Origin of the sequence: Arthrobacter sp. B2a2-09, assembly GCF_027587375.1 — a bacterium.
Taxonomy (GTDB): Bacteria; Actinomycetota; Actinomycetes; order Actinomycetales; family Micrococcaceae; genus Arthrobacter.
Genome location: NZ_JAMXIC010000005.1, coordinates 165,774 through 184,660 on the forward strand (window position 1 = coordinate 165,774; position 18,887 = coordinate 184,660).

General features: G+C 62.2%; 15 protein-coding genes and 1 pseudogene. 11 read left to right on the top strand and 5 right to left on the bottom strand.

What is annotated here, in order from left to right; all coding sequences use genetic code 11:
- Positions 1–58 precede the first annotated feature (58 nt).
- The 5 genes from NFJ07_RS07745 to NFJ07_RS07765 are packed head-to-tail and all read left to right on the top strand — an operon-like array spanning position 59 to position 7,388.
- Entirely contained in the window at positions 59–1,396 is a 1,338-nt protein-coding gene (locus NFJ07_RS07745; RefSeq protein WP_269993531.1) for an MFS transporter, read from the top strand.
- On the top strand, positions 1,393–3,009 hold the full coding sequence (locus tag NFJ07_RS07750) for a thiamine pyrophosphate-dependent enzyme (protein WP_269993532.1): 1,617 nt from the start codon (positions 1,393–1,395) through the stop codon (positions 3,007–3,009). Before NFJ07_RS07745 ends, NFJ07_RS07750 begins: the two co-directional genes overlap by 4 nt.
- 12 nt (positions 3,010–3,021) lie before the next feature.
- On the top strand, positions 3,022–4,428 hold the full coding sequence (locus NFJ07_RS07755) for an aldehyde dehydrogenase family protein (RefSeq protein WP_269993533.1): 1,407 nt from the start codon (positions 3,022–3,024) through the stop codon (positions 4,426–4,428).
- A gap of 9 nt (positions 4,429–4,437) precedes the next feature.
- Positions 4,438–6,120, top strand: coding sequence for an amidohydrolase (locus NFJ07_RS07760; RefSeq protein ID WP_269993534.1), 1,683 nt, complete (start codon positions 4,438–4,440; stop codon positions 6,118–6,120).
- A gap of 8 nt (positions 6,121–6,128) precedes the next feature.
- Positions 6,129–7,388 (top strand): M20 family metallo-hydrolase, encoded by a 1,260-nt coding sequence (locus NFJ07_RS07765; RefSeq protein ID WP_269993535.1) that lies wholly within the window; start codon positions 6,129–6,131, stop codon positions 7,386–7,388.
- On the opposite strand, the gene NFJ07_RS07770 is transcribed toward NFJ07_RS07765, so the two are convergent.
- Positions 7,385–7,693 carry a nucleotidyl transferase AbiEii/AbiGii toxin family protein gene (locus NFJ07_RS07770; protein ID WP_269993536.1) on the bottom strand — a complete coding sequence of 103 codons (309 nt, stop codon included), beginning with the start codon at positions 7,691–7,693 and terminating at the stop codon, positions 7,385–7,387. The genes NFJ07_RS07765 and NFJ07_RS07770 overlap by 4 nt on opposite strands.
- A complete protein-coding gene (locus tag NFJ07_RS07775; RefSeq protein WP_269993537.1) occupies positions 7,672–8,169 on the bottom strand; it encodes a hypothetical protein in 498 nt (165 codons plus the stop codon). The genes NFJ07_RS07770 and NFJ07_RS07775 overlap by 22 nt, the downstream gene beginning before the upstream one ends.
- A gap of 580 nt (positions 8,170–8,749) precedes the next feature.
- Here NFJ07_RS07775 and NFJ07_RS07780 point away from each other — a divergent pair.
- The 3 genes from NFJ07_RS07780 (at position 8,750) to NFJ07_RS07790 (ending at position 10,088) form a co-directional block, all read left to right on the top strand.
- Positions 8,750–8,956, top strand: coding sequence for a ribbon-helix-helix protein, CopG family (locus NFJ07_RS07780; protein ID WP_269993538.1), 207 nt, complete (start codon positions 8,750–8,752; stop codon positions 8,954–8,956).
- Positions 8,953–9,321, top strand: coding sequence for a type II toxin-antitoxin system death-on-curing family toxin (locus NFJ07_RS07785; protein WP_269993539.1), 369 nt, complete (start codon positions 8,953–8,955; stop codon positions 9,319–9,321). Before NFJ07_RS07780 ends, NFJ07_RS07785 begins: the two co-directional genes overlap by 4 nt.
- 413 nt (positions 9,322–9,734) lie before the next feature.
- The gene (locus tag NFJ07_RS07790) at positions 9,735–10,088 is read left to right on the top strand and encodes a Fic family protein (protein WP_269993540.1); all 354 of its coding nucleotides are present in this window, start codon (positions 9,735–9,737) and stop codon (positions 10,086–10,088) included.
- 345 nt (positions 10,089–10,433) lie between these two features.
- On the opposite strand, the gene NFJ07_RS07795 is transcribed toward NFJ07_RS07790, so the two are convergent.
- Positions 10,434–12,149 carry a hypothetical protein gene (locus tag NFJ07_RS07795; RefSeq protein WP_269993541.1) on the bottom strand — a complete coding sequence of 572 codons (1,716 nt, stop codon included), beginning with the start codon at positions 12,147–12,149 and terminating at the stop codon, positions 10,434–10,436.
- 408 nt (positions 12,150–12,557) lie between these two features.
- Positions 12,558–12,911 (bottom strand): hypothetical protein, encoded by a 354-nt coding sequence (locus NFJ07_RS07800; RefSeq protein WP_269993542.1) that lies wholly within the window; start codon positions 12,909–12,911, stop codon positions 12,558–12,560.
- Between the two features lie 286 nt (positions 12,912–13,197).
- Here NFJ07_RS07800 and NFJ07_RS07805 point away from each other — a divergent pair.
- Positions 13,198–13,456, top strand: a pseudogene (locus tag NFJ07_RS07805) (hypothetical protein); the annotation flags it as partial.
- A gap of 64 nt (positions 13,457–13,520) precedes the next feature.
- Here the strand turns inward: NFJ07_RS07805 and NFJ07_RS07810 are convergent.
- Entirely contained in the window at positions 13,521–14,030 is a 510-nt protein-coding gene (locus NFJ07_RS07810) for a hypothetical protein (protein ID WP_269993543.1), read from the bottom strand.
- 1,470 nt (positions 14,031–15,500) lie between these two features.
- Between NFJ07_RS07810 and NFJ07_RS07815 the strand changes: the two genes are divergently transcribed.
- Both NFJ07_RS07815 and ppsA read left to right on the top strand, forming a co-directional pair.
- Positions 15,501–16,319, top strand: a complete 819-nt coding sequence (locus NFJ07_RS07815) for a pyruvate, water dikinase regulatory protein (protein ID WP_269993544.1) — start codon at positions 15,501–15,503, stop codon at positions 16,317–16,319.
- A gap of 149 nt (positions 16,320–16,468) precedes the next feature.
- On the top strand, positions 16,469–18,865 hold the full coding sequence (ppsA, locus tag NFJ07_RS07820) for a phosphoenolpyruvate synthase (protein WP_269993545.1): 2,397 nt from the start codon (positions 16,469–16,471) through the stop codon (positions 18,863–18,865).
- Positions 18,866–18,887: the final 22 nt, after the last annotated feature.

Below are 18,887 nucleotides of genomic sequence, written 5' to 3' on the forward strand. Positions count from 1 at the left end.
AATCACAACCGGCAGTTCCTCGGTTTTCACGGCATCGTTCGAATCTTTTGGAGTAATCATGGCCAGCAGCGCAGGCAGCGCCCCCACGCATCTGACTCCCGGGATGCCCCGCACAGTCGATGAGAGGGTCACCAGGAAGGTCGCGCTCGCCGCCCTCGTAGGCACAGCGCTGGAGTGGTACGACTTCTTCCTCTTCACCACCGCGGCAGCACTCGTGTTCAACGCGCAGTTCTTCGTGTCTCAGGATCCATTCGTGGCCGCGATGGGCTCCTTCGCCACCCTCGCCGTAGGGTTCGTCGCCCGTCCCATCGGTGGATTCATCTTCGGCGCCCTCGGCGACAAAGTAGGCCGCAAAAAGATCCTCATGGTCACCATCGTCGGAATCGGCGTCGTCACCGGCCTGATCGGATTGCTGCCGAACTATATGACCATCGGCCTGGCCGCCCCCATCCTCCTGGTGGCCCTGCGAATCGTCCAGGGCCTCGCCGTCGGAGGGGAATGGAGCGGCGCGGTGATCATCGCCGTCGAAAACGCCCCGGTCGCCAAGCGTGCCCGCTACGCGGCGCTGCCGCAGATCGGCTCCCCGATCGGCACCATCCTGTCCTCCGGAGGCTTCTTCGGCATGCTCTTCCTCGTGGGTCAGCGCAACTTCGACGCGTGGGGTTGGCGCATCCCTTTCATCGCAGCCATCCCGCTCCTGGCCATCTCCATGTGGATCCGTAGCAGGCTCAGCGAGTCGCCCGAATTTGAAGCCCTCATGGAATCCGGCGAAACCGAGCATGCCCCCATCCGCGGCGTGCTGAAGAACAGCTGGCGCCAGATCCTGGTGGGCATGTGCTCGGCGCTGCTTGGCATCGGCGGCTTCTACCTCATCACTAGCTTCGTGGTCTTCTATGGCACCAAGGTCTTGAAGCTGCCGTCCGAGCTGCTTCTCCTGGGCACCCTCCTTGCGGCCGCACTCGAAATCGGGGCCCTGATCTGGGCCGGCAGGATGGGTGAAAAATTCGGTGCCAGCAAAGTCATCTTGTGGGGCGGTGTGGCCTCAGCCATCATTGCGGTCCCTGTCTTCCTTGCCATCGACAGCCGTAATCCGGTCCTGGTGGTCGTTGGCATGACGATCGGCGTCGCCGTCCTGTCCATCCCGTACGCCGTCTCGGGCACGGCGCTGACGGCACTGTTCGCCACCAAGGTCCGCTACACGGGCGTCGCCATCACTTCCAATACCGCGGGTGTCATATCCGGCTTCGTACCCCTTATCGCCACAGCGCTGGTGGCCGCCAACGGCAACTCATTTTGGCCCGGCGCCATCATTCTCCTGATTGTTTCCATACTGACCGCCGTGTCCGGGATCTTCCTTCCCGGCCTGAGCATCAAAGAAGAAGGAATGAAGCATTGAGCACCACTACAGCAGGCCACCTCATCGTCGAGCAGCTTGAACGCGCAGGCATCAAACGCGTCTACGGCGTCCCCGGCGAGAGCTACCTGGATGTCCTGGACGGACTCCACGACTCCTCGATTGAGACCATCGTGACGCGCCACGAAGGCGGAGCAGGTTTCATGGCGCTGGCCGAGGGCCGCCTCACGGAACTCCCCGGCGTCGCCATGGTGACGCGCGGCCCCGGCGCCGCCAACGCGTTCATCGCTATCCATACGGCACACCAGGACGCGACACCAATGATCCTGTTCGTGGGCCTCATCCCCGTGGCGGACCGCGGGCGGGAATCCTTCCAGGAGTTCGACATCAACGCCTGGTTCGGCAGCACCGCGAAGAAAGTCGTGACTCTCGACGACGCCGCTTCCGCCGCCCGTGTGGTGGACGACGCCATCTTTACCGCGCTTAGCGGACGCCCGGGTCCCGTAGTGATCGGCTTGCCGGAGGATGTGCTGGTGCACGCCGTCAACGAAGGCACCGTGGAGCCGCGCCGGGTCTCCCGTCCCGGTCCCGCTGCCGCGGACCTGGCCGAGCTGGAAACGCGGTTCGCCGCGGCCAACAAGCCGCTCGTCGTGGTGGGTGGCGAGGGCTGGACCCAGGAATCCGGGGACGCGCTGGCCGTCTGGGCGGCACGCCACAGCATCCCCGTCGTGGCCGATTTCCGCGCCTACGACGCCGTCCCGCACAGCAGCGAGTCCTACGCAGGCTTCCTGGGATACGGCCGCAATGATGCCACCGCAGCGCTTCTGGACGACTCCGACCTGCTCGTTTTCCTTGGCTGCGTCCGCGGCGACGTCCTCTCAGACGGCTACACCCGCGGCCTCAATGCCGGGACCGTCGTGATCAACCCGGACCCGGACCTCCTCGGCCACTTCGGCCAGGTGGACCAGCACATCACCGCAGACGTCTCGGCGTTCTCGCTTGCCATCGCGGACACGGACTCTGCCGTGCGGCCCGCCGCCGGCTGGTTCCAGGACGCCCGGGCAAATTACCTCAAGTTCTCCTCGGCCCAACCTGACGGAGGCACGGCAGTGGACCTCGGCGTCGTGATGGAGATCCTCAAGCAAGAGATGGACGACGACGCCGTCCTCACCTTCGGCGCGGGCAACCACGCCTTGTGGCCGGCCCGCTACCTGAAGCACAACAGCGCTAACTCCCTCGCCGCTCCGCGCAACGGAGCCATGGGCATGGGAATCCCGGCGGCCGTTGCGGCCTCGCTGGCATACCCCGGCCGCCAGGTCATCTCGGTGGCTGGCGACGGCTGCTTCATGATGAACGGCCAGGAAATCGCCACGGCCATGGGCCACAGCGCAAAGTTCATTGTGCTGGTGGTGGACAACGGCATCTTCGCCACCATCCGAGAGCACCAGGAAGCCCACTACCCGGGCCGACCGTCCGGCACGCACATGACCAATCCCGATTTTGCCGCCCTGGCCCGCTCCTACGGCGGCTACGGCGAGCGCGTTGAGAGGGCCGAGGACTTCGCCGCCGCGTTCCGCCGCGCCGTCGACTCCGGCCTCCCGGCCGTGTTGCACCTCCCGCAGGACCCCACCACCCGTTCCCCCAAGAGCAACTGACTGGAGCCCCACGTGATCACGCTCAAGAACATCATCAACGGCCAGGCGGTCGACGCCCCGGCGAGCCTGCCCTTCTTCGATCCCCGGACGGGAACCCAGATCGGCACCGCCCCGGATAGTGACGCGGCCGCCGTCGACCTCGCCTTCCGGGCCGCTGCTGCCGCTTTCAAGAGCTACAAGCGCACGACGCCGGGCGAGCGCCAGGCGCTGCTGCTGCAACTCGCGGACCTCATCGAGGCAAATGTGGACCGGCTGCTGGACGCCGAAGTGGCGTGCACGGGCAAGCCGCGGGCCGTCACCCGCGAACTGGAGATCCTCCGCGGCGCCGACCAATTGCGGTTTTTCGCCGGAGCCTGCCGCGTCGTGTCCGGTACCGCGTCCACCGAGTACGTGCAGGGCTTCACGTCCACCATCCGCCGCGAACCGCTGGGTGTGGTCGCGCAGATTACCCCGTGGAACTACCCGTTCATGATGGCCATCTGGAAGATCGGGCCGGCTTTGGCGGCGGGAAACACTCTGGTTTTGAAGCCCGCGGACACCACCCCGTGGTCCACCGTGATCCTGGGCGAGCTGGCCCAGGAGGTCTACCCCGCCGGCGTCGTGAACATCGTCTGCGGAGGCCGGGAGGCGGGTGCCGCGATGGTGGACCACGAGATCCCGGAGATGGTGTCCATCACGGGTTCCACCCGGGCGGGCGCCCAGGTCATGTCCGCTGCGTCCAAGACCCTGAAGGACGTCCACCTGGAGCTCGGCGGCAAAGCGCCTGCGATCGTCTTCGCCGACATCGATATCCAGCAGACCGCCCGCGAGCTCGCCCTGAGCGCGTTCTTCAACGCCGGCCAGGACTGCACTGCCGTGACCCGGGTGCTGGTCCACGCGGACATTCACGCCGAGTTCGCCAAGGCCCTCGGTGCTGCCGCCGCCGCGCTGACCCTCGGCGATGACGCGTCGGACCTTGGGCCGCTGAACAGTTTAACGCAGCTTGAGCGCGTGGAAGGCTTTATGACCCGGCTTCCGGCCAATGCCACCATCCTGTCGGGCGGCAAACGTACCGGTGCGGGGTACTACTTCGAACCGACAGTGATCGACGGCGTCTTCCAGACTGACGAGGTGGTGTGCGACGAGATCTTCGGCCCGGTGGTCACGGTCCAGCCGTTCTCCACCGAGGAAGAGGTGCTTGAGCTGGCCAACGGTACGAAGTACGCGCTCGCCTCAAGTGTCTGGTCCAACAACCACGGCGTGGTCACCCGGGTGTCCAACGAGCTCGACTTCGGCGCCGTGTGGATCAACTGCCACCAAGTCATTCCGGCCGAGGCGCCACACGGCGGTTTCAAGCACTCCGGCACGGGCAAGGACCTCTCCGTCTTCGGGCTGGAGGACTACACCCGGATCAAGTCCGTTACCACCTCGCACCGCTAGGCCATCGGTATGAAACTTGACCTGCTCCTGCGCAACGCGGATATCATCACGATGGACCCGGGCCGTCCATGCGCCCGCTCGCTGGGAGTCTGGAAAGGCCTCGTGGCGGGACTCGATGAAGACCTGGATGGCATTGCCGCCACCGAGATCCTCGACCTTGGCGGCGCCACCGTCACTCCCGGCTTCATCGATGCGCACTGCCACACCACGTGGTTCGGGCTGGGCCTGGCCGAGCTGGATGTGTCCAAGGCGCGGGGGCTGGGGGAGTTGTACGGGCTGCTGCGGGGAGCCATGGCCGACGCTGGCGCTGGCCCAGGCCATGGGGCTGGCGCCTGGCTCATGGCCACTGGCTTCAGCCAGCAGCAGCACGACGGCGCGTTCCCGGACATCCGCGAACTCGACCGCATCACGGGGGAGCGGCCATTGTTCATGCGGCACAACTCTGGTCACATGGCCGTGGTCAACACAGCCGCACTGCGGCAGGCCGGTGCTGAGTCGCCGTCGTACTCAGATCCCGACGGCGGCGTGATCGTCCGCGACTCCGCCGGGAGGCCCACGGGGCTTGTCCAGGAAACGGCGCAAGCACTGATCCAGCAGCTGACCCTGCCGTATTCGATTACCGAAATCGAGGCAGCCCTGGATCGGGCCACGCGTCACTATGCCTCCGAGGGCATCACGAGCTTCACCGAAGCGGGCGTGGGTGGTGGCTGGATCGGGCACAGCCCGGTCGAGCTAGCCGCATACCAGCGGGCCGCGGCCAACGGCAGGCTCCATGCGCGCGCCCAGGTCATGCCGGTGCTGGACGTTTTGCACCGGGTTGGCGGCCACGACGACGACGGTTCCGGTGCGGCAGGCCTGGATTTGGGCATAGCGAGCGGATTCGGCAACGAATACCTCTCCCTGGGCCCAGCCAAGGTCTTCCTGGACGGCTCGCTTCTCGGCGAGACCGCCGCCGTCAGCGACGAGTACTGCAGCCATGGGCAGACGGACAACACAGGCAACACGGGATACTTCCAAGCCGAACCCGCCCTCCTGCGGGAACGGATCGAGGCCGCCTACGCCTCGGGGTGGTCGATTGCGGCCCATGCCATCGGAGACCTGGCCGTGGACTTGGCGATCGATATTCTTGCGGATTGCGACGCCAAGAACGGTCCGCGCACGATGCCGAACAGGATCGAGCACGCCTCCATAACCAGGCCGGAACAGCTCGAACGGCTCGCAGCGGCGGGGATCGCCGTGACGCCTCAGGCCAGCTTCTTCCATGACGGCGGCGACGGCATGGCGGCGTCGCTCGGTCCGGAGCGACTGCCTTGGGCCTACCGCGCGTCGTCGTTCCTGTCCGCAGGGGTGACCTTGGCCGGGAGCTCCGACCGCCCCGTCGCGGACGGAAGCGTTTTGCGTGGCATGCAAGCTTTTGTGGACCGGAAAACGTCATCCGGCGCGGTGTTCGGCAACCCGACAGAGCGGCTCAGCCCGTACGAGGCACTAGCCGCTTACACCACGGGAGCGGCCGCGGCCACAGGGATGTCGGCCGTAAAGGGCTCTTTGGCCTCTGGCAAGCTTGCCGACTTCACCGTCCTGTCCGGCTCGCCGTTTGACGCCGGCAATATTGCCGAGCTGCACGTCCTGGCCACCGCCGTCGGCGGCCGCTTTACCCACAACTCTCTGACCGCACTTCAACACAGTTCATAGGGGAACCAATGACATCCACCACCAGCTTCACTGCCCAAGACAGCGCATTCGTCCAGGACTTCCACACCATGAGCGCATTCGGCGCCACTGCTAACGGCGGCGTGGACCGCCAGGCTGCTAGCCAGCCCGACGGCGAACAGCGCCACTGGCTCACGAGCTTGCTGGAAGCCCGCGGCTTCACCGTCCGATTTGACCGTGTCGGCAACCAGTGGGGACTGTATGAGGCCGCGCCGGGAGCTCCGTTTGTTGTGGTTGGCTCGCACATGGACTCCCAGCCGACGGCGGGACGCTACGACGGTGCCTACGGCGTGCTGGCGGCCGCGCATGCGGCCTTCCGGCTGGTCGACCAGTGGAACGCGCACGGGACTGAGGCACCCAAGTTCAATATCGCTGTGGTGAACTGGTTCAACGAGGAAGGCAGCCGCTTCAAGCCCTCCATGATGGGTTCCTCCGTTTATACCGGCAAGCTCCCGCTGGACACGGCACTGGCCACCACGGATGCAGCCGGGATTTCCGTGCAGGACGCCCTGGACGCCATCGCGTGCCGTGGTTCCTATGAAGGACCCGAGGCTGCATACTGCGCCGAAATCCACATCGAACAAGGCCGCAGCATGGAGCGGGAAGGCATCACGATTGGCCTGGTGTCCTCCAACTGGGCGGCCAAAAAGTACGAATTCGTGGTCCACGGCGAGCAGGCACACACGGGCTCCACCGTCATCGCTGACCGCAAGGACGCCCTCCTGGGAGCCTCGATGTTGGTGGTTGCCGCCCGGGATATCGCCAACCGGTTCCCCGGAGCGCTCCACACCTCGGTGGGGCAATTGAACGTCTATCCCAACTCGCCCGTCGTCGTGCCGTCCCGCGTCAGCTTGCTGTTGGATCTGCGCAGTGCCGACGAAGCCGTACTCGCCCAGGCCGATGCCCTGCTGCACGAGCGCATCGCGGAAATCGAGGCGCTTGCCAACGTTTCCGTGGAACAGCACCACTCGCACTCGTGGCCGGTCACTCCTTACCAGCCCGAGGGCGTGGAACTCGCCGCCAAGGTTGCGGCCGATCTGGGGCTATCCAACAAGGAAGTCATGACCTTGGCCGGGCACGATTCCACCAATATGAAGGACATCGTTCCCACCGTGATGCTCTTTGTTCCCAGCGTGGACGGGATCTCCCACAACGAGTACGAATACACCAAGGACGAGGACATCGTCGCCGGCCTGGCGATGCTCACCGAAGTGGTCAACCGGCTCTGCAACGGAGCCCTGGAGGATTAGTCCAGTCCGAGGTCGATGACGACGGCTTCCTCGTCGTGTCTTACGGTGACGCTGGCGAACTCCTCATGTTGTCGGGTGATCTCGATGGTATATTCGGCGGTCTTGAGGGCGGCTGTCATTTTCCGTACCGATGCGGCGAAGGATGCCGGGGTGTGGCTGCGGTGGAGGGCGAAGAGGTCTATGTCGTCCGAGAGGCGTTCGGTGATGCCGTGTTTGATGAGGGCCTGGCCGCCGGCGAGGAGGAAGCCATCGGCTGCCAGGACATCGAGGGCGATCCTGGCTGCTAGGCGCTGAGAGTGGTCCATGAGGGGTGCTTTTTGGCTTCGCGGGTGGCGGGGAGCTGGGGGAAGGTGGTTTCCCAGAGCTGCCTGCAGCCTGCGGGCAGGATCATGGTCGGCCATAGGGCCATCAGCCGTCCAGCGTGGACGATGCGGCAGATTTCCTCGATGGATCCGGAGTTCTGCATGGTGAGTTGGTACAGCACCGAGCAGCTGCCGTCGTCGTCCACGTTGTAGCGTCTTTCCGGTCCCCAGTCCAGGTGCAGGGGGAGCTCCACCGTTCCGTCGGCTGGGCCGTGTAGGTCGTTGAAAGCGTTCGGGACCAGGTACACGAAGGAGTCGGCGATCGTGTGCCGGTGTTTGTCCCGGGCTGCGACGTATTCGTGGAGCCGGGTGCGGATGACTTCGGACACCGTCGTGCCTTCGCGCACGGCTTTGCGGTGCGCTTCGTTCCACAGTTCGTCACTGACGCGGATCGTGTGCCGTGGTGTCCCTGCCGACATGATGCGCTCCTGCGATCGAGGGGTTCTGGCTTCACAGTCAAGCCTACGTGGTGTCATGACACCCTGAGAGGGGTGGCGCAGCCAAATGCGGAACTTGGATGCTGCAAGAGGGCCTGCCCGGGGTGCGCACATTATGCGCACTCTTGTCGTCGGACTGGGCCGTACATCGGCCTGACTGGCCCGAATCCGGGATTGGCTATGTTTTCGGGAGTCCGCGGTGTTTGCAAGGCCCGGAAGCCAGTTCGAGTCCCACGTTGGGCACATGTTCCGCAGACAAACACAATGGGAGCGATTATTTGGGATGCGAAGGCTGGACCGTGGATGGGAGGGACGCAGGTTGGGCATCTTCTCAGGCTAAGGCGGCAGCGTTGGCTGCCGTCCTGGACGAACTCGCCTGCGACGCATACCCGTACACCTCGTCCGGGGTCGTGCCGTTCTCATATCCGACGAATGGGGGGGCTGAGGTCGTCCCGCGCCGGAGCGACGGGCTTCTTTGCTGTGACGGTGATGTGCGCCTCGCGCAGCACAGCAATCCTTTAATTTCGCGGATTGTCACGGTACTGGTTTGGTACCATGGGGCATGGCTATGAATCTGCGTGTTCCCGAAGACCTCGATCGCCGTCTCGATGAGCTTGCCGCCGAGGAGCATACGTCCAAGTCCGCGTTGCTGCTTCAGGGGGCCGAGTTGGTCCTGCAACGGCACGGCCGCCGCCGCGAGATCAATGAGGGTCTGGATTTCGTGATGAGCCATGACGCGGAGCTGCTTAAACGCCTTGAGGATGCATGAGCTCGTACCTCGGAATCGAGGACGCTCTGCAGGTGGTTGACCGGTACGGGTTCCATATCCGTGACATCGGGCTGCTCGCCTCGGCTTTGGCGCGCCCTGCAACGACGGTCATGGGCACGGAAGCCTATCCTCAACTGGCCATGAAGGCGGCGGCGCTCCTCGAGTCCGTGGCCAGGTTTCATCCGCTCATCGACGGCAACAAACGCACAGCCTGGACGCTCATGGTCCTGCTGCTGTGGATCAACGGCTACCGCCACGACTTCAACACCGAAGAGGGTTTCGACCTGGTTGTGGGAGTGGCCGCCGGCGACATCGATTTGCAGCGCAGCGCCGTCCTGATCGAGAAACACCTGATTCGACGGTAGGTCCGGTGGAGAGGGTCCCAGGTGATTGTCGGAATTCGTCTGCATGCGGTTGGCCGGGGAGTCTGTAGGGTGAGATTTGGGGTGTGTACAACGTATACACACTTTGGGCGTCGGACTGGGTCGTGCATCGGCCGGACTGGCTCGTATTGCCTACGTTTTCTGGACTTCGCTGTGTTTCCAAGACCCGGAATGCGGTTCGAGTCCCACCTTGGGCACGTGTTTCCGCAGGTCAGGGGGCCTTTGGCCCTCTGACTGTGCACAAGTCTGCCTTTTATAGGCCCCTCGGGGCCGTTTTTGGTGGTGGCCGTCGGTGTGGCCGGGTGCCTCTTTCCTGGGGTGGGGTAGGTCTGTGTTCTTGCTTCTTCATGGTTTGACGAGGACGGGGCTACATGACTTGCGGGGGTTTTGGGGGTTTGGCTGCAGTCCTGGGCGGGGTTCAGTTGCCCGCAAACCCTGCCTTTGGCCGCCGCCGATGGCCCGGTGATGCCGGGGACGGATACGGCCCGACCGTTGTGGGCGTCGAAGCCTATCCGCAGCTTGCTCTGAAGGCCGCGGCACTCCTCGAGTCGGTGGTCAGGTCTCATCCGCTCATCGACGGCGACAAACGCACTGCGTTGACCCTGATGGTCCAGCTGCTCTGGATCAACGGCTACCGGCGCGACTTCAACACCGACGATGCCTTCGACCCTGTTGTAGGAGTGGCCGCCGGAAACATCGATTTGCAGCGCAGCGCTGCCCTGATCGAGAAACACCTCATTCGACGGTAGGTGCTGTGGAAGGTTCCTAGGCTGATGGCTCGGAATTTCCGATGACCAGTCGTTGGGGAGTTCGAAGGCCAACATCGGGGTGCGCAATGTGCACCCTTGCCGTCGGACTTGGACGCCGGACTGGGCCATACTGGTGCCGGATTGGGCGTGTTTTCGGGAATTCCCAGTGCTTGCAAGGGTTGGAATGGGGTTCGAGCCCCACCTTGGGCACGTGTTTCGACAGGCCAAGGCGCCTTTGGTCCTCTGAATGTGCATAAATCAGCTTTTTTTGTGTGTCCTTCGGGGCCCTTTTGTGGCGTTCTGCCTCGTCTTCCTGGGTTTGTGGGAGGGGACTGCGGTCTTGCTTCAGATGGGCTTCTTTCCCAACAGGACTTCGACGATGTCGATGGCACGGTTGAACAGCCCGATCATCTCTAGGTCCTCGCCAATTTCTTCGGGAGGATGCGAATTTAGCGTGTCCTTGTCCAGAATCTCTTTGAAATTGATCGAGGCGGGGTTCGAATTCATCGGCTTGACGCCGGCAAGTGTCATCACTTCGAGGACTTCTCGAGCGATGAGTCCGTAGCCGATGGTGGTCGGATGCACTCCGTCAAGGGCTATAAGGCCGCCTTGGGTGCGGCCATGCTGGTCGGAGGAGAAAAAGCGAGTGTCGGGTCGCGGCGACATGGCAAGCAATTCAGCGGGCAGCACCAGCTTGACCTCCTCCCACCAGTAAGGTCGGGACTGCGGGCTCGCGAGATACCTGCGGTATGCGACTCGGTCGAGCAGCCCGCACAGGTCGACGACGTACCAGTCGTTACCCTTCGTCCTCTCGTCGTGCACTCTTTGCTTGATCGCCCATTTGTACTGATCGATCGCGGCATCTATCAACCGAGCGTCATCGCCTGTTAGGCAGTTCTCGATGTTCGCGTCGAAGTCGGCGTCGCTGATCCATGGTCGGGTGTATCGCGCGAAGTAGCGTGAATAGTAGGGCTTCTCGCCGACGCCGCGCACCAAAGGAAGCACGGTCACGTGGGGAACAGTGAGCCACAACGTGTGCGCCGCATTGATCTCACCGACCTTTGTCGCGAGTTCGTGCAGCTCCACGCGGAAATGCTCCGGAGTCCAGACGTTGTACTTGGACTTTTTGTCCACATCTTTATAACCGTCGTCACTCCAGGTGATTTTCATCGTGCCAATGCTTCCGAGCGCATTGTTGGCCCCGAGCGCGACGACGAGTGTGTCGATGCCTGCACCGCCGTTGTCGGCGCCCAGTGTCTTGGCGGCACTGATCTGGGTCACATTGCCGCCCTCCTGGCTAGCGTTCCATAGAGTTCGGAGAGCTGTTCGCTCTTTGGAGTGGCTGACCATGAGGTCGTTGGAGATGTGTAGCTTGCTCAGCAGATCCTGGTGAGTATCGACTTTCCGTTGGCACCACGCACGGTCCTTCGAGAGAGCGTCCCGCACGTCCCAACCCCAGATCGCGAGATTCTCGTGGAACGTCGTTTGCGCCGGTGACAACGGGTTGCTTCCCGCGCCTCGCTCCCAGTAGTGGCGGACCTCTTCCAACATCCTGATCGCCGTAGTCAGCACGTGCGGTGCTTCGAATGGAAGCGGGCGTTCGCGAATGGCCGCTTCGATACCGCGGGTGAGCGCCTCCAGGTTTAGGGGCAGCCCGGGTGCGGCTTCCGGTCCGTTGAATTCCGGATGGCTAAAGTCGAACCCGAAGGCATCGGCCACCATTTTCGGCCATGAGATCCCGGTGTTGTGGATGGCGAAAGATTGGAAACCTTGCGTGATTGAGTCGCCGATGGTGACGAGGCGGTGCGGCCGACCCGAACCATCGGGTGAAACGCTCGGATTCTCAGGATTCCCCAACGGAGTGGCGAGGTCGGCATCTGTCGCTAGAAGGGGCTTGGGCGCATGGTGCCGAACCTCCAGATCTTTCGGGGTTCCAGGCGGAAGGGGCACAGACCAACCATCGAGTTTCGGTTGAGTCCACAGATTCGTCCCGTCGGGCTGGCTGCCGGGAGCCTTCAAGCCGTGGGGGGCATCAAGGGCTCCGAAATTCTTGTCTACCATCAAGCATCCCCATCTTGGACAGTTGGCTGTTATCGCATCATCCACCTGTGCCGTTACTGCCGCGTTATTGGCTTTCCATCCCAAATGTTGATCGAAAGGGCCCAAGGAGCCCCGGCGACTTACAGAATTCCTGGCCGTGGAAAATGAGCGGGATTCCCTTTCCACTGAACAGCCAGATCGCGTAAGGCTGAGTCTTGAAGAACTTCGTGCGGATCGGCGACGAGGTCGGATTTGGATGATGGGAGGCCGAATTCGTTGAGGAATCGCTCAATCAGGTCGTAGGGCTTCCTCTCCGGCCATCAAATTTCAGTCGAGGCCTTCGGACTCTCTCACCCGTCTGCCAACCGCTGGCATGCCCGCGTTGCCGGCGCGTCGCCATTCCGGATTCGATGAATTGGCGCCAGTCGATCAGCGCCCGGGAGTTTCGTCGACGAATGGGACCTTGGCGACATATTGCTCGTAAAGCTGGACGGCATCGTCAAGACGAAGGTGCCCAATAGAAAGCGCTGCCGCCAGCCCCGCCAATTCTGCACTGCAAGCCTCCGCGGCGCTGACGTGCGCAGCAATTTCGTGTGAGTTGGCCAAACTCGTCGCCAAGGCGGCAGTTAGAGAGAATAGTACGGCTGCCAGGCAGAGCATCCGCCACACCATTGAGCTGTCCTGCAAGGAAAACAGTGTCTGAACCCCCGCCGTGAACTTAGTGCCGCCCACCGCGGGTCCAACCGTTAGAGCCGCCGCCAAAGAACTGCCGACAACGCTCATGTTCGTCAACCTGTTCCGACGCGGGCGGGCGCGTCCCAGGAAGGACCTAATGCTTGATCGCCGCTGTTCAATAAGTTCAGAAAGCTGCTGACGGGTTCGCGGGTCTTCCCTCATGACATCCTCCGCACCGCACCAATTTTAGAAATGATGGCACCCCATTGTGGCAGGCACCCTGAAATCTGTATACAGGCTCGGCAAGCCCAGGTTTAGAGAGGTGGCTGGTTTCCGGATGGCCCCCGAAGATAGGCACAACCGCTCCAGTGTGAGGTTGTATGGGTTTGTGGCGGGCGTGGATACCGCGTTAATCGACCCGGGATCACCCTGGCAGAACGGCTTCATCGAATCCTCTGGCGCTCAGTTCAGAACCCGAAGACATGGACGCCATGGCCGAAGCCAAGTATTTGACTGATTAATGAAAAGCCATCTGCAACGGATCCTTGGACGGCATGACGCCGAACCGCTACCGGAAAATATGGTCGCGGGAGAATCAGCTATGTATCGCATTAACGCTGGACTGCTTACGGGGCCAAATAAAGGCCATTTGAGAGACGGCTTGATGGTTAGGCGTGTGCGGGAACCTCGCTATTACTGGGGTTGGCTGATCCAGGCTCATTCATTCCGTTCCGGCAAGTCCTGCGGCGGGTCCTGGGTGGTCGTCTTGCTCGCTTTGCTTGGCACTTGCCGATGTCTTGTGACTTGGTCAATGGTGATCGAGCCGAAGTAGAAAGCGACTACCACAGCGGTGATCGACGTGAAGCTCGTCAGAAGGTCGGAGGTGATCTTGCTGATCGAGTTCTCGGTTGCCCCGCCGCGGAAGAACACGGCCCACGAGAGCAGGATCAGATACAGCATCACCACGGTCGCGGCGATGGCGTCCCTCGTCGCAATGGCCCCCGGTTCATTCTTAATGGTCCTCTCGTAGGACCAGATCCCGTAGAACGTGAACACCACCAGCGAACCAAGACCCAGAATGTAGCCCATGTCCGGGTAGATTTTGAGGTTGCTCCCTGACCAAAGTTCGATAAGAGGAGCGCCGATCACCACCAGGGCATTGGGCAGAAGAATACGTAGCCAAACCTGTTGCCTTCGGGGGTGAACCGAAAGCCCTCTCGCTGCCATCTCATCCTCCATTCGGAACCAGACACGAAACCGTCTCCTGGCAGCAGCCACTCAACGCCACGCCGGTCCGTGCCCCTAGTGTTGGTGCTTTGAAATTTCGTGTCAAGAGCCCACCGGGAGCCGGGGAAGACCACGCGATTCGACGGTCAGCCCATTCGCGGATGCGAGGGACCTTCGGAGCTGGTAGCCAGGTTGTGCGCCAACAGAGGCAGCCACCGGCCCGTGCAACTTGCCGGGGCCGCGGAGCTCTGCATGACTTTGCATTAGCCCTGGGAGGGCCTACGCGAATTATGGTCAGCACCAGGTCTCACTGATGTCGACAGCCAGTCAAGAAGCCGAGTGGACTTGGACGGCTGGTTCGCAGTTGAGGTCATTTTGGGCTGAATACCTCACCGCTCCCTTACGACAACCTCTGAGCCCGACTATGGAACGACTGGCTCCACCTACGCCGTGCTGGCGGACGGGACCGTCCGTGCCTGGGGTACAACGGAGCGGCAGTCTAGATCTTTCATTTCGGCACACAAGGTGCCGATTTAAGTTCGATTCAGTACATAATTTGGCTGGCTTGGCCGGGCAGTCGTGGACTGCGGGGGTGACCGCACAGGCGGGCGGCAATGAGCTCTTGCCTTGGACCTTGGTGTAGAACTTACTGGTGGAGGAATGGACTTGCAGCGCACCGCCATCCTGATCGAGAAACATCTGATTCGACGGTGGGTCCTGTGGAAGGGGTCCCAAGGCGAGTTCGCGGGGCCAGATGAAAGGTGTTGACAGCGTCAACACCTTTCGCTTCGGACTGGGTCGTACATCGGCCGGACTGGCTCGTATTGGCTATGTTTTCGGGAGTTCCCTGTGTTTCCGGGGCCTGGAAGCCGGTTCGAGTCCCATCTCGGGCACAGCATTCCCCCTCGTCAGAGGGGTTTTTGCTTTAACGTGTGTACAAAGCTTGCGCTGGCGCGCCTCTGACGCTGGTGGTGTGGGCTTCGGCCTGGTCGCCGCGGAGCCTATTCAGTTGTGTGGGTGGCGGGTCCAACGCCCTGGCTGGTGGCCTTCCGCCTGCTGGGGTGTGGGGTTGTTCGGGTCTCCCTTCGGTGATGGTGCGGCGGCCTGGCTGGCCGCTTACCTATTCATGGGCGGGGGCTGTCTTGATGACATGACGCGTAAGAACTTTTCTTAGTTTTTCTGGATTCATCCTTCAATTGTTGGCCTGAGGCCCCGGTCTCGTGTCTGAATTTGTCCGACCAAAGATGGCGTGTACCGTGGGCACACTTAAGTCTGCTTTTTATTTCTGCTGCAAGGGCGGCGCCGCGGCCTTCCTGATGACTATGTGTTCATCGACCCTTCAGGGCCCTACCACCTGACTTTGGAGCAAAGCCAGCCTCACCGCGGCCGGGCGCCTGGATGAGTGGGTCTCGACGCCTCTGCCATGCTCTCGGCCCGCGCGGGAAGTCAGCATGGTGCAAGAATGCGTTCATGAGCAAAGACGATCTCAGGCCTGTCTATTTTCTTTCCGACAGCACAGGCATCACTGCGGAAACACTCGGCAACACGCTGTTGACGCAGTTCCCCGCGAACAATTTTGACCGCATCACGGTCCCCTTCATCACGACCGTTGAGCAGGCCAGGACCGTGGCCGGTACCATCGACGGGCTCGCCGATGCTGGCCTACGTCCGATCGTCTTTTCGACTGCGGTCAGCAGTGATATCCGCCATGTCTTGGCGACGTGCAAGGGAATCATTGTCGACCTCATTGGCGCTCACCTCGGGCAGTTGGAGGACGCGCTTGGTTCGTTGGCGAGCGGCGAACCCGGCAGGGCCCACGGCTTGGGCAACGCAGAGCGGTATCAATCCCGGATGGCCGCAGTGGAGTACGCCATGGAACACGACGATGGGCAGAGCCTCCGGGCGTTGGAAAAGGCCCAAGTTATTCTGGTAGCGCCGTCGCGTTGCGGTAAGACCCCGACCACCATGTACTTGGCTCTTCAGCACGGCATATTCGCGGCGAACTTCCCGTTGGTGGACGAAGACTTTGAACGTGAGGGCCTTCCCAAGCCTCTCCGGCCCTTCGTTGAGAAGTGTTTCGGCCTCTCATCCAACCCGCTGCGCCTAAGCCAGATCCGCACCGAACGACGTCGCGGTTCAGCGTACGCTTCACTCCGGCAGTGCGGCTTCGAGTTGCGCAGCGCCGAGCAACTGTATGTATCCCACAGAATCCCATACCTGAATTCCGCGACGGTGTCCGTGGAGGAAATGGCCGCTACCATCCTTCAGCGAATGAATCTGAAACATTAGAAAAGTGTCCACAACCCTTATGTGTCTCGGCCCACATCTGGTGGAAACTACACTGACAACCTGCCATGGTGTACAGAAATGTGCCCTCCACCTACCCGCGTGGGCTGGGTGCACCCGCGCATGCCATCAACTGCAAAGGAGCAGTAGCTATGACGAATGACATCCTGTGGTTTTCCGAACTCGGGCTCAAGGACCTGGACCGGGTGGGCGGAAAGAACGCCTCGCTCGGTGAGATGGTTCAGAACCTGACCTCAGCCGGGGTCCAGGTCCCGGACGGATTCGCCACGACCGCTGATGCCTACCGCAATTTCTTGGCTGATTCGGGTCTGGACCAGAAAATCGCCGACCGGCTGGTCGGCTTGGACACCGATGACGTGACAGCCCTTGCCTCTGCCGGACAGGACATCCGGTCCATGATGCGTGAGACGCCGTTCCTGCCGGACTTCGAGGCGCAGATCCGGGACTCCTACCAGAAGCTGGTGGACAAGCACGGCGGTTCCAAGGACCTCTCCTGGGCCGTCCGTTCCAGCGCCACCGCGGAAGACCTTCCGGATGCATCGTTCGCCGGGCAGCAGGAAACCTTCCTGAACATTCGTGGCATCGAGAACATCCTGCTCTCGATCAAGGACGTGTTCGCGTCCCTTTACAACGACCGGGCCATCGCCTATCGCGTGCACCACAAGTTCGAACACGCCGACGTGGCACTGTCGGCCGGCGTTCAGCGAATGGTGCGTTCAGACATCGGCGCTTCCGGCGTCATGTTCACCATGGACACCGAATCCGGTTTCAAGGACGCCGTCTTCGTCACATCTTCCTACGGTCTGGGCGAGGCCGTCGTCCAGGGTGCCGTGAATCCGGACGAGTTCTACGTTTACAAACCCGCACTGCAGGCTGGCCGGCCCGCAGTTCTCAAACGCGGTCTGGGGGAGAAAGCCCTCCAAATGACCTACACAAACTCCTCTGAAGTCGGCCGCACCATTGACTTCGTACCGGTGGAAGCCGAGCTGCGGAACCGCTTTAGTCTCAGCGACCACGACGTCGAGCAGCTTGCCCGGCATGCCGTCGCCATCGAAAACCATTATGGCCGCCCGATGGACATCGAATGGGGCAAGGACGGGATCGATGGTGGACTCTACATTCTGCAGGCACGCCCGGAAACCGTCCAGTCCCGACGTGCTGCGGGGAACCTGAGCCGGTTCCGGCTCAACGGCGAAGGCCGCGTGCTGGTTGAGGGCCGCGCCATCGGCCAGCGGATCGGCGCCGGCAGCGTCCGTATCCTCACCGCGATCGACCAGATGGCCGCCTTCAAAACCGGCGACGTCCTCGTCGCCGATATGACCGACCCGGACTGGGAACCGATCATGAAGCGCGCCTCGGCCATCGTGACCAACCGCGGCGGGCGCACGTGCCACGCCGCCATCATCGCCCGGGAACTGGGCATACCCGCCGTCGTCGGCACCGGGTATGCCACAGATGCACTCAGCAACGGCCTCGAGGTGACCGTTTCCTGTGCTGATGGTGAGACCGGCATGATCTACGAAGGGCTCCTGGATTTCACCGTTGAGGAAACGGAAATCACCCAACTGCCTGAAGCGCCGGTCAAGGTCATGATGAATGTAGGCACCCCGGAACAGGCGTTCACCTTCGCGCAGCTGCCCAACCACGGGGTGGGGCTTGCCCGCCTGGAATTCATCATCAACCGACAGATTGGTATCCACCCCAAGGCGTTGCTGAACCTCGTCGACCAGCCTGCCGACATCGCCGCGGAGATCCGGGAGCGGATCTCCGCATACGATGGCCCCCGCGACTACTACATCAAGCGCCTGGCCGAGGGCGTGTCCACCATCGCGGCGGCCTTCGCACCTGAACCCGTCATTGTCCGGATGTCCGACTTCAAGTCCAACGAATACGCGAACTTGATTGGCGGCCCCGCTTACGAACCACACGAAGAGAATCCGATGATCGGGTTCCGCGGCGCCTCACGATACTTGGAGCCTTCCTTCCGCGACTGCTTCGATCTCGAGTGCGAGGCTTTGTCCTTTGTCCGCAACGAGATGGGGCTCACGAACGTCAAGTTGATGATCCCCTTCGTGCGCACCCTGGACGAGGCCAAAGGAGTCATTGAGCTGCTGGCCGAAAACGGCCTCAAACGCGGGGACAACGGCCTCGAGGTCATCATGATGTGCGAGGTTCCGTCAAACGCTCTCCTCGCCGACGAATTCCTTGACTACTTCGATGGATTCTCGATCGGTTCCAATGACATGACGCAGCTGGCCTTGGGCCTGGACCGGGACTCGGCGGTCGTTTCAGGAGGCTTTGATGAACGAAATCCAGCTGTAAAGAAACTACTGAGCATGGCCATCAAAGCTTGCCAGGCCCGCGGCAAATACGTCGGCATTTGCGGCCAAGGCCCCAGCGATCACGCGGACTTTGCCGAATGGCTTGTGGAAGAAGGCATTCATTCAGTCTCCCTGAACCCCGACACCGTTGTGGATACCTGGCTGCGACTCGCAGGAAGCACGTCTCAGGCAGCTGCCGGTTCCTGATGGACCAACAGCACCAGCGCAG

What these genes read in the sequence shown, in the direction of transcription:
- NFJ07_RS07745 (WP_269993531.1), top strand. Translation starts at nt 59, where the DNA reads ATGGCCAGCAGCGCAGGCAGCGCCCCCACGCATCTGACTCCCGGGATG.
- NFJ07_RS07760 (WP_269993534.1), top strand. Translation starts at nt 4,438, where the DNA reads ATGAAACTTGACCTGCTCCTGCGCAACGCGGATATCATCACGATGGAC.
- NFJ07_RS07765 (WP_269993535.1), top strand. Translation starts at nt 6,129, where the DNA reads ATGACATCCACCACCAGCTTCACTGCCCAAGACAGCGCATTCGTCCAG.
- NFJ07_RS07770 (WP_269993536.1), bottom strand. Translation starts at nt 7,693, where the DNA reads ATGGACCACTCTCAGCGCCTAGCAGCCAGGATCGCCCTCGATGTCCTG.
- NFJ07_RS07775 (WP_269993537.1), bottom strand. Translation starts at nt 8,169, where the DNA reads ATGTCGGCAGGGACACCACGGCACACGATCCGCGTCAGTGACGAACTG.
- NFJ07_RS07780 (WP_269993538.1), top strand. Translation starts at nt 8,750, where the DNA reads ATGGCTATGAATCTGCGTGTTCCCGAAGACCTCGATCGCCGTCTCGAT.
- NFJ07_RS07785 (WP_269993539.1), top strand. Translation starts at nt 8,953, where the DNA reads ATGAGCTCGTACCTCGGAATCGAGGACGCTCTGCAGGTGGTTGACCGG.
- NFJ07_RS07795 (WP_269993541.1), bottom strand. Translation starts at nt 12,149, where the DNA reads ATGGTAGACAAGAATTTCGGAGCCCTTGATGCCCCCCACGGCTTGAAG.
- NFJ07_RS07800 (WP_269993542.1), bottom strand. Translation starts at nt 12,911, where the DNA reads ATGAGCGTTGTCGGCAGTTCTTTGGCGGCGGCTCTAACGGTTGGACCC.
- NFJ07_RS07810 (WP_269993543.1), bottom strand. Translation starts at nt 14,030, where the DNA reads ATGGCAGCGAGAGGGCTTTCGGTTCACCCCCGAAGGCAACAGGTTTGG.
- NFJ07_RS07815 (WP_269993544.1), top strand. Translation starts at nt 15,501, where the DNA reads ATGAGCAAAGACGATCTCAGGCCTGTCTATTTTCTTTCCGACAGCACA.
- ppsA (WP_269993545.1), top strand. Translation starts at nt 16,469, where the DNA reads ATGACGAATGACATCCTGTGGTTTTCCGAACTCGGGCTCAAGGACCTG.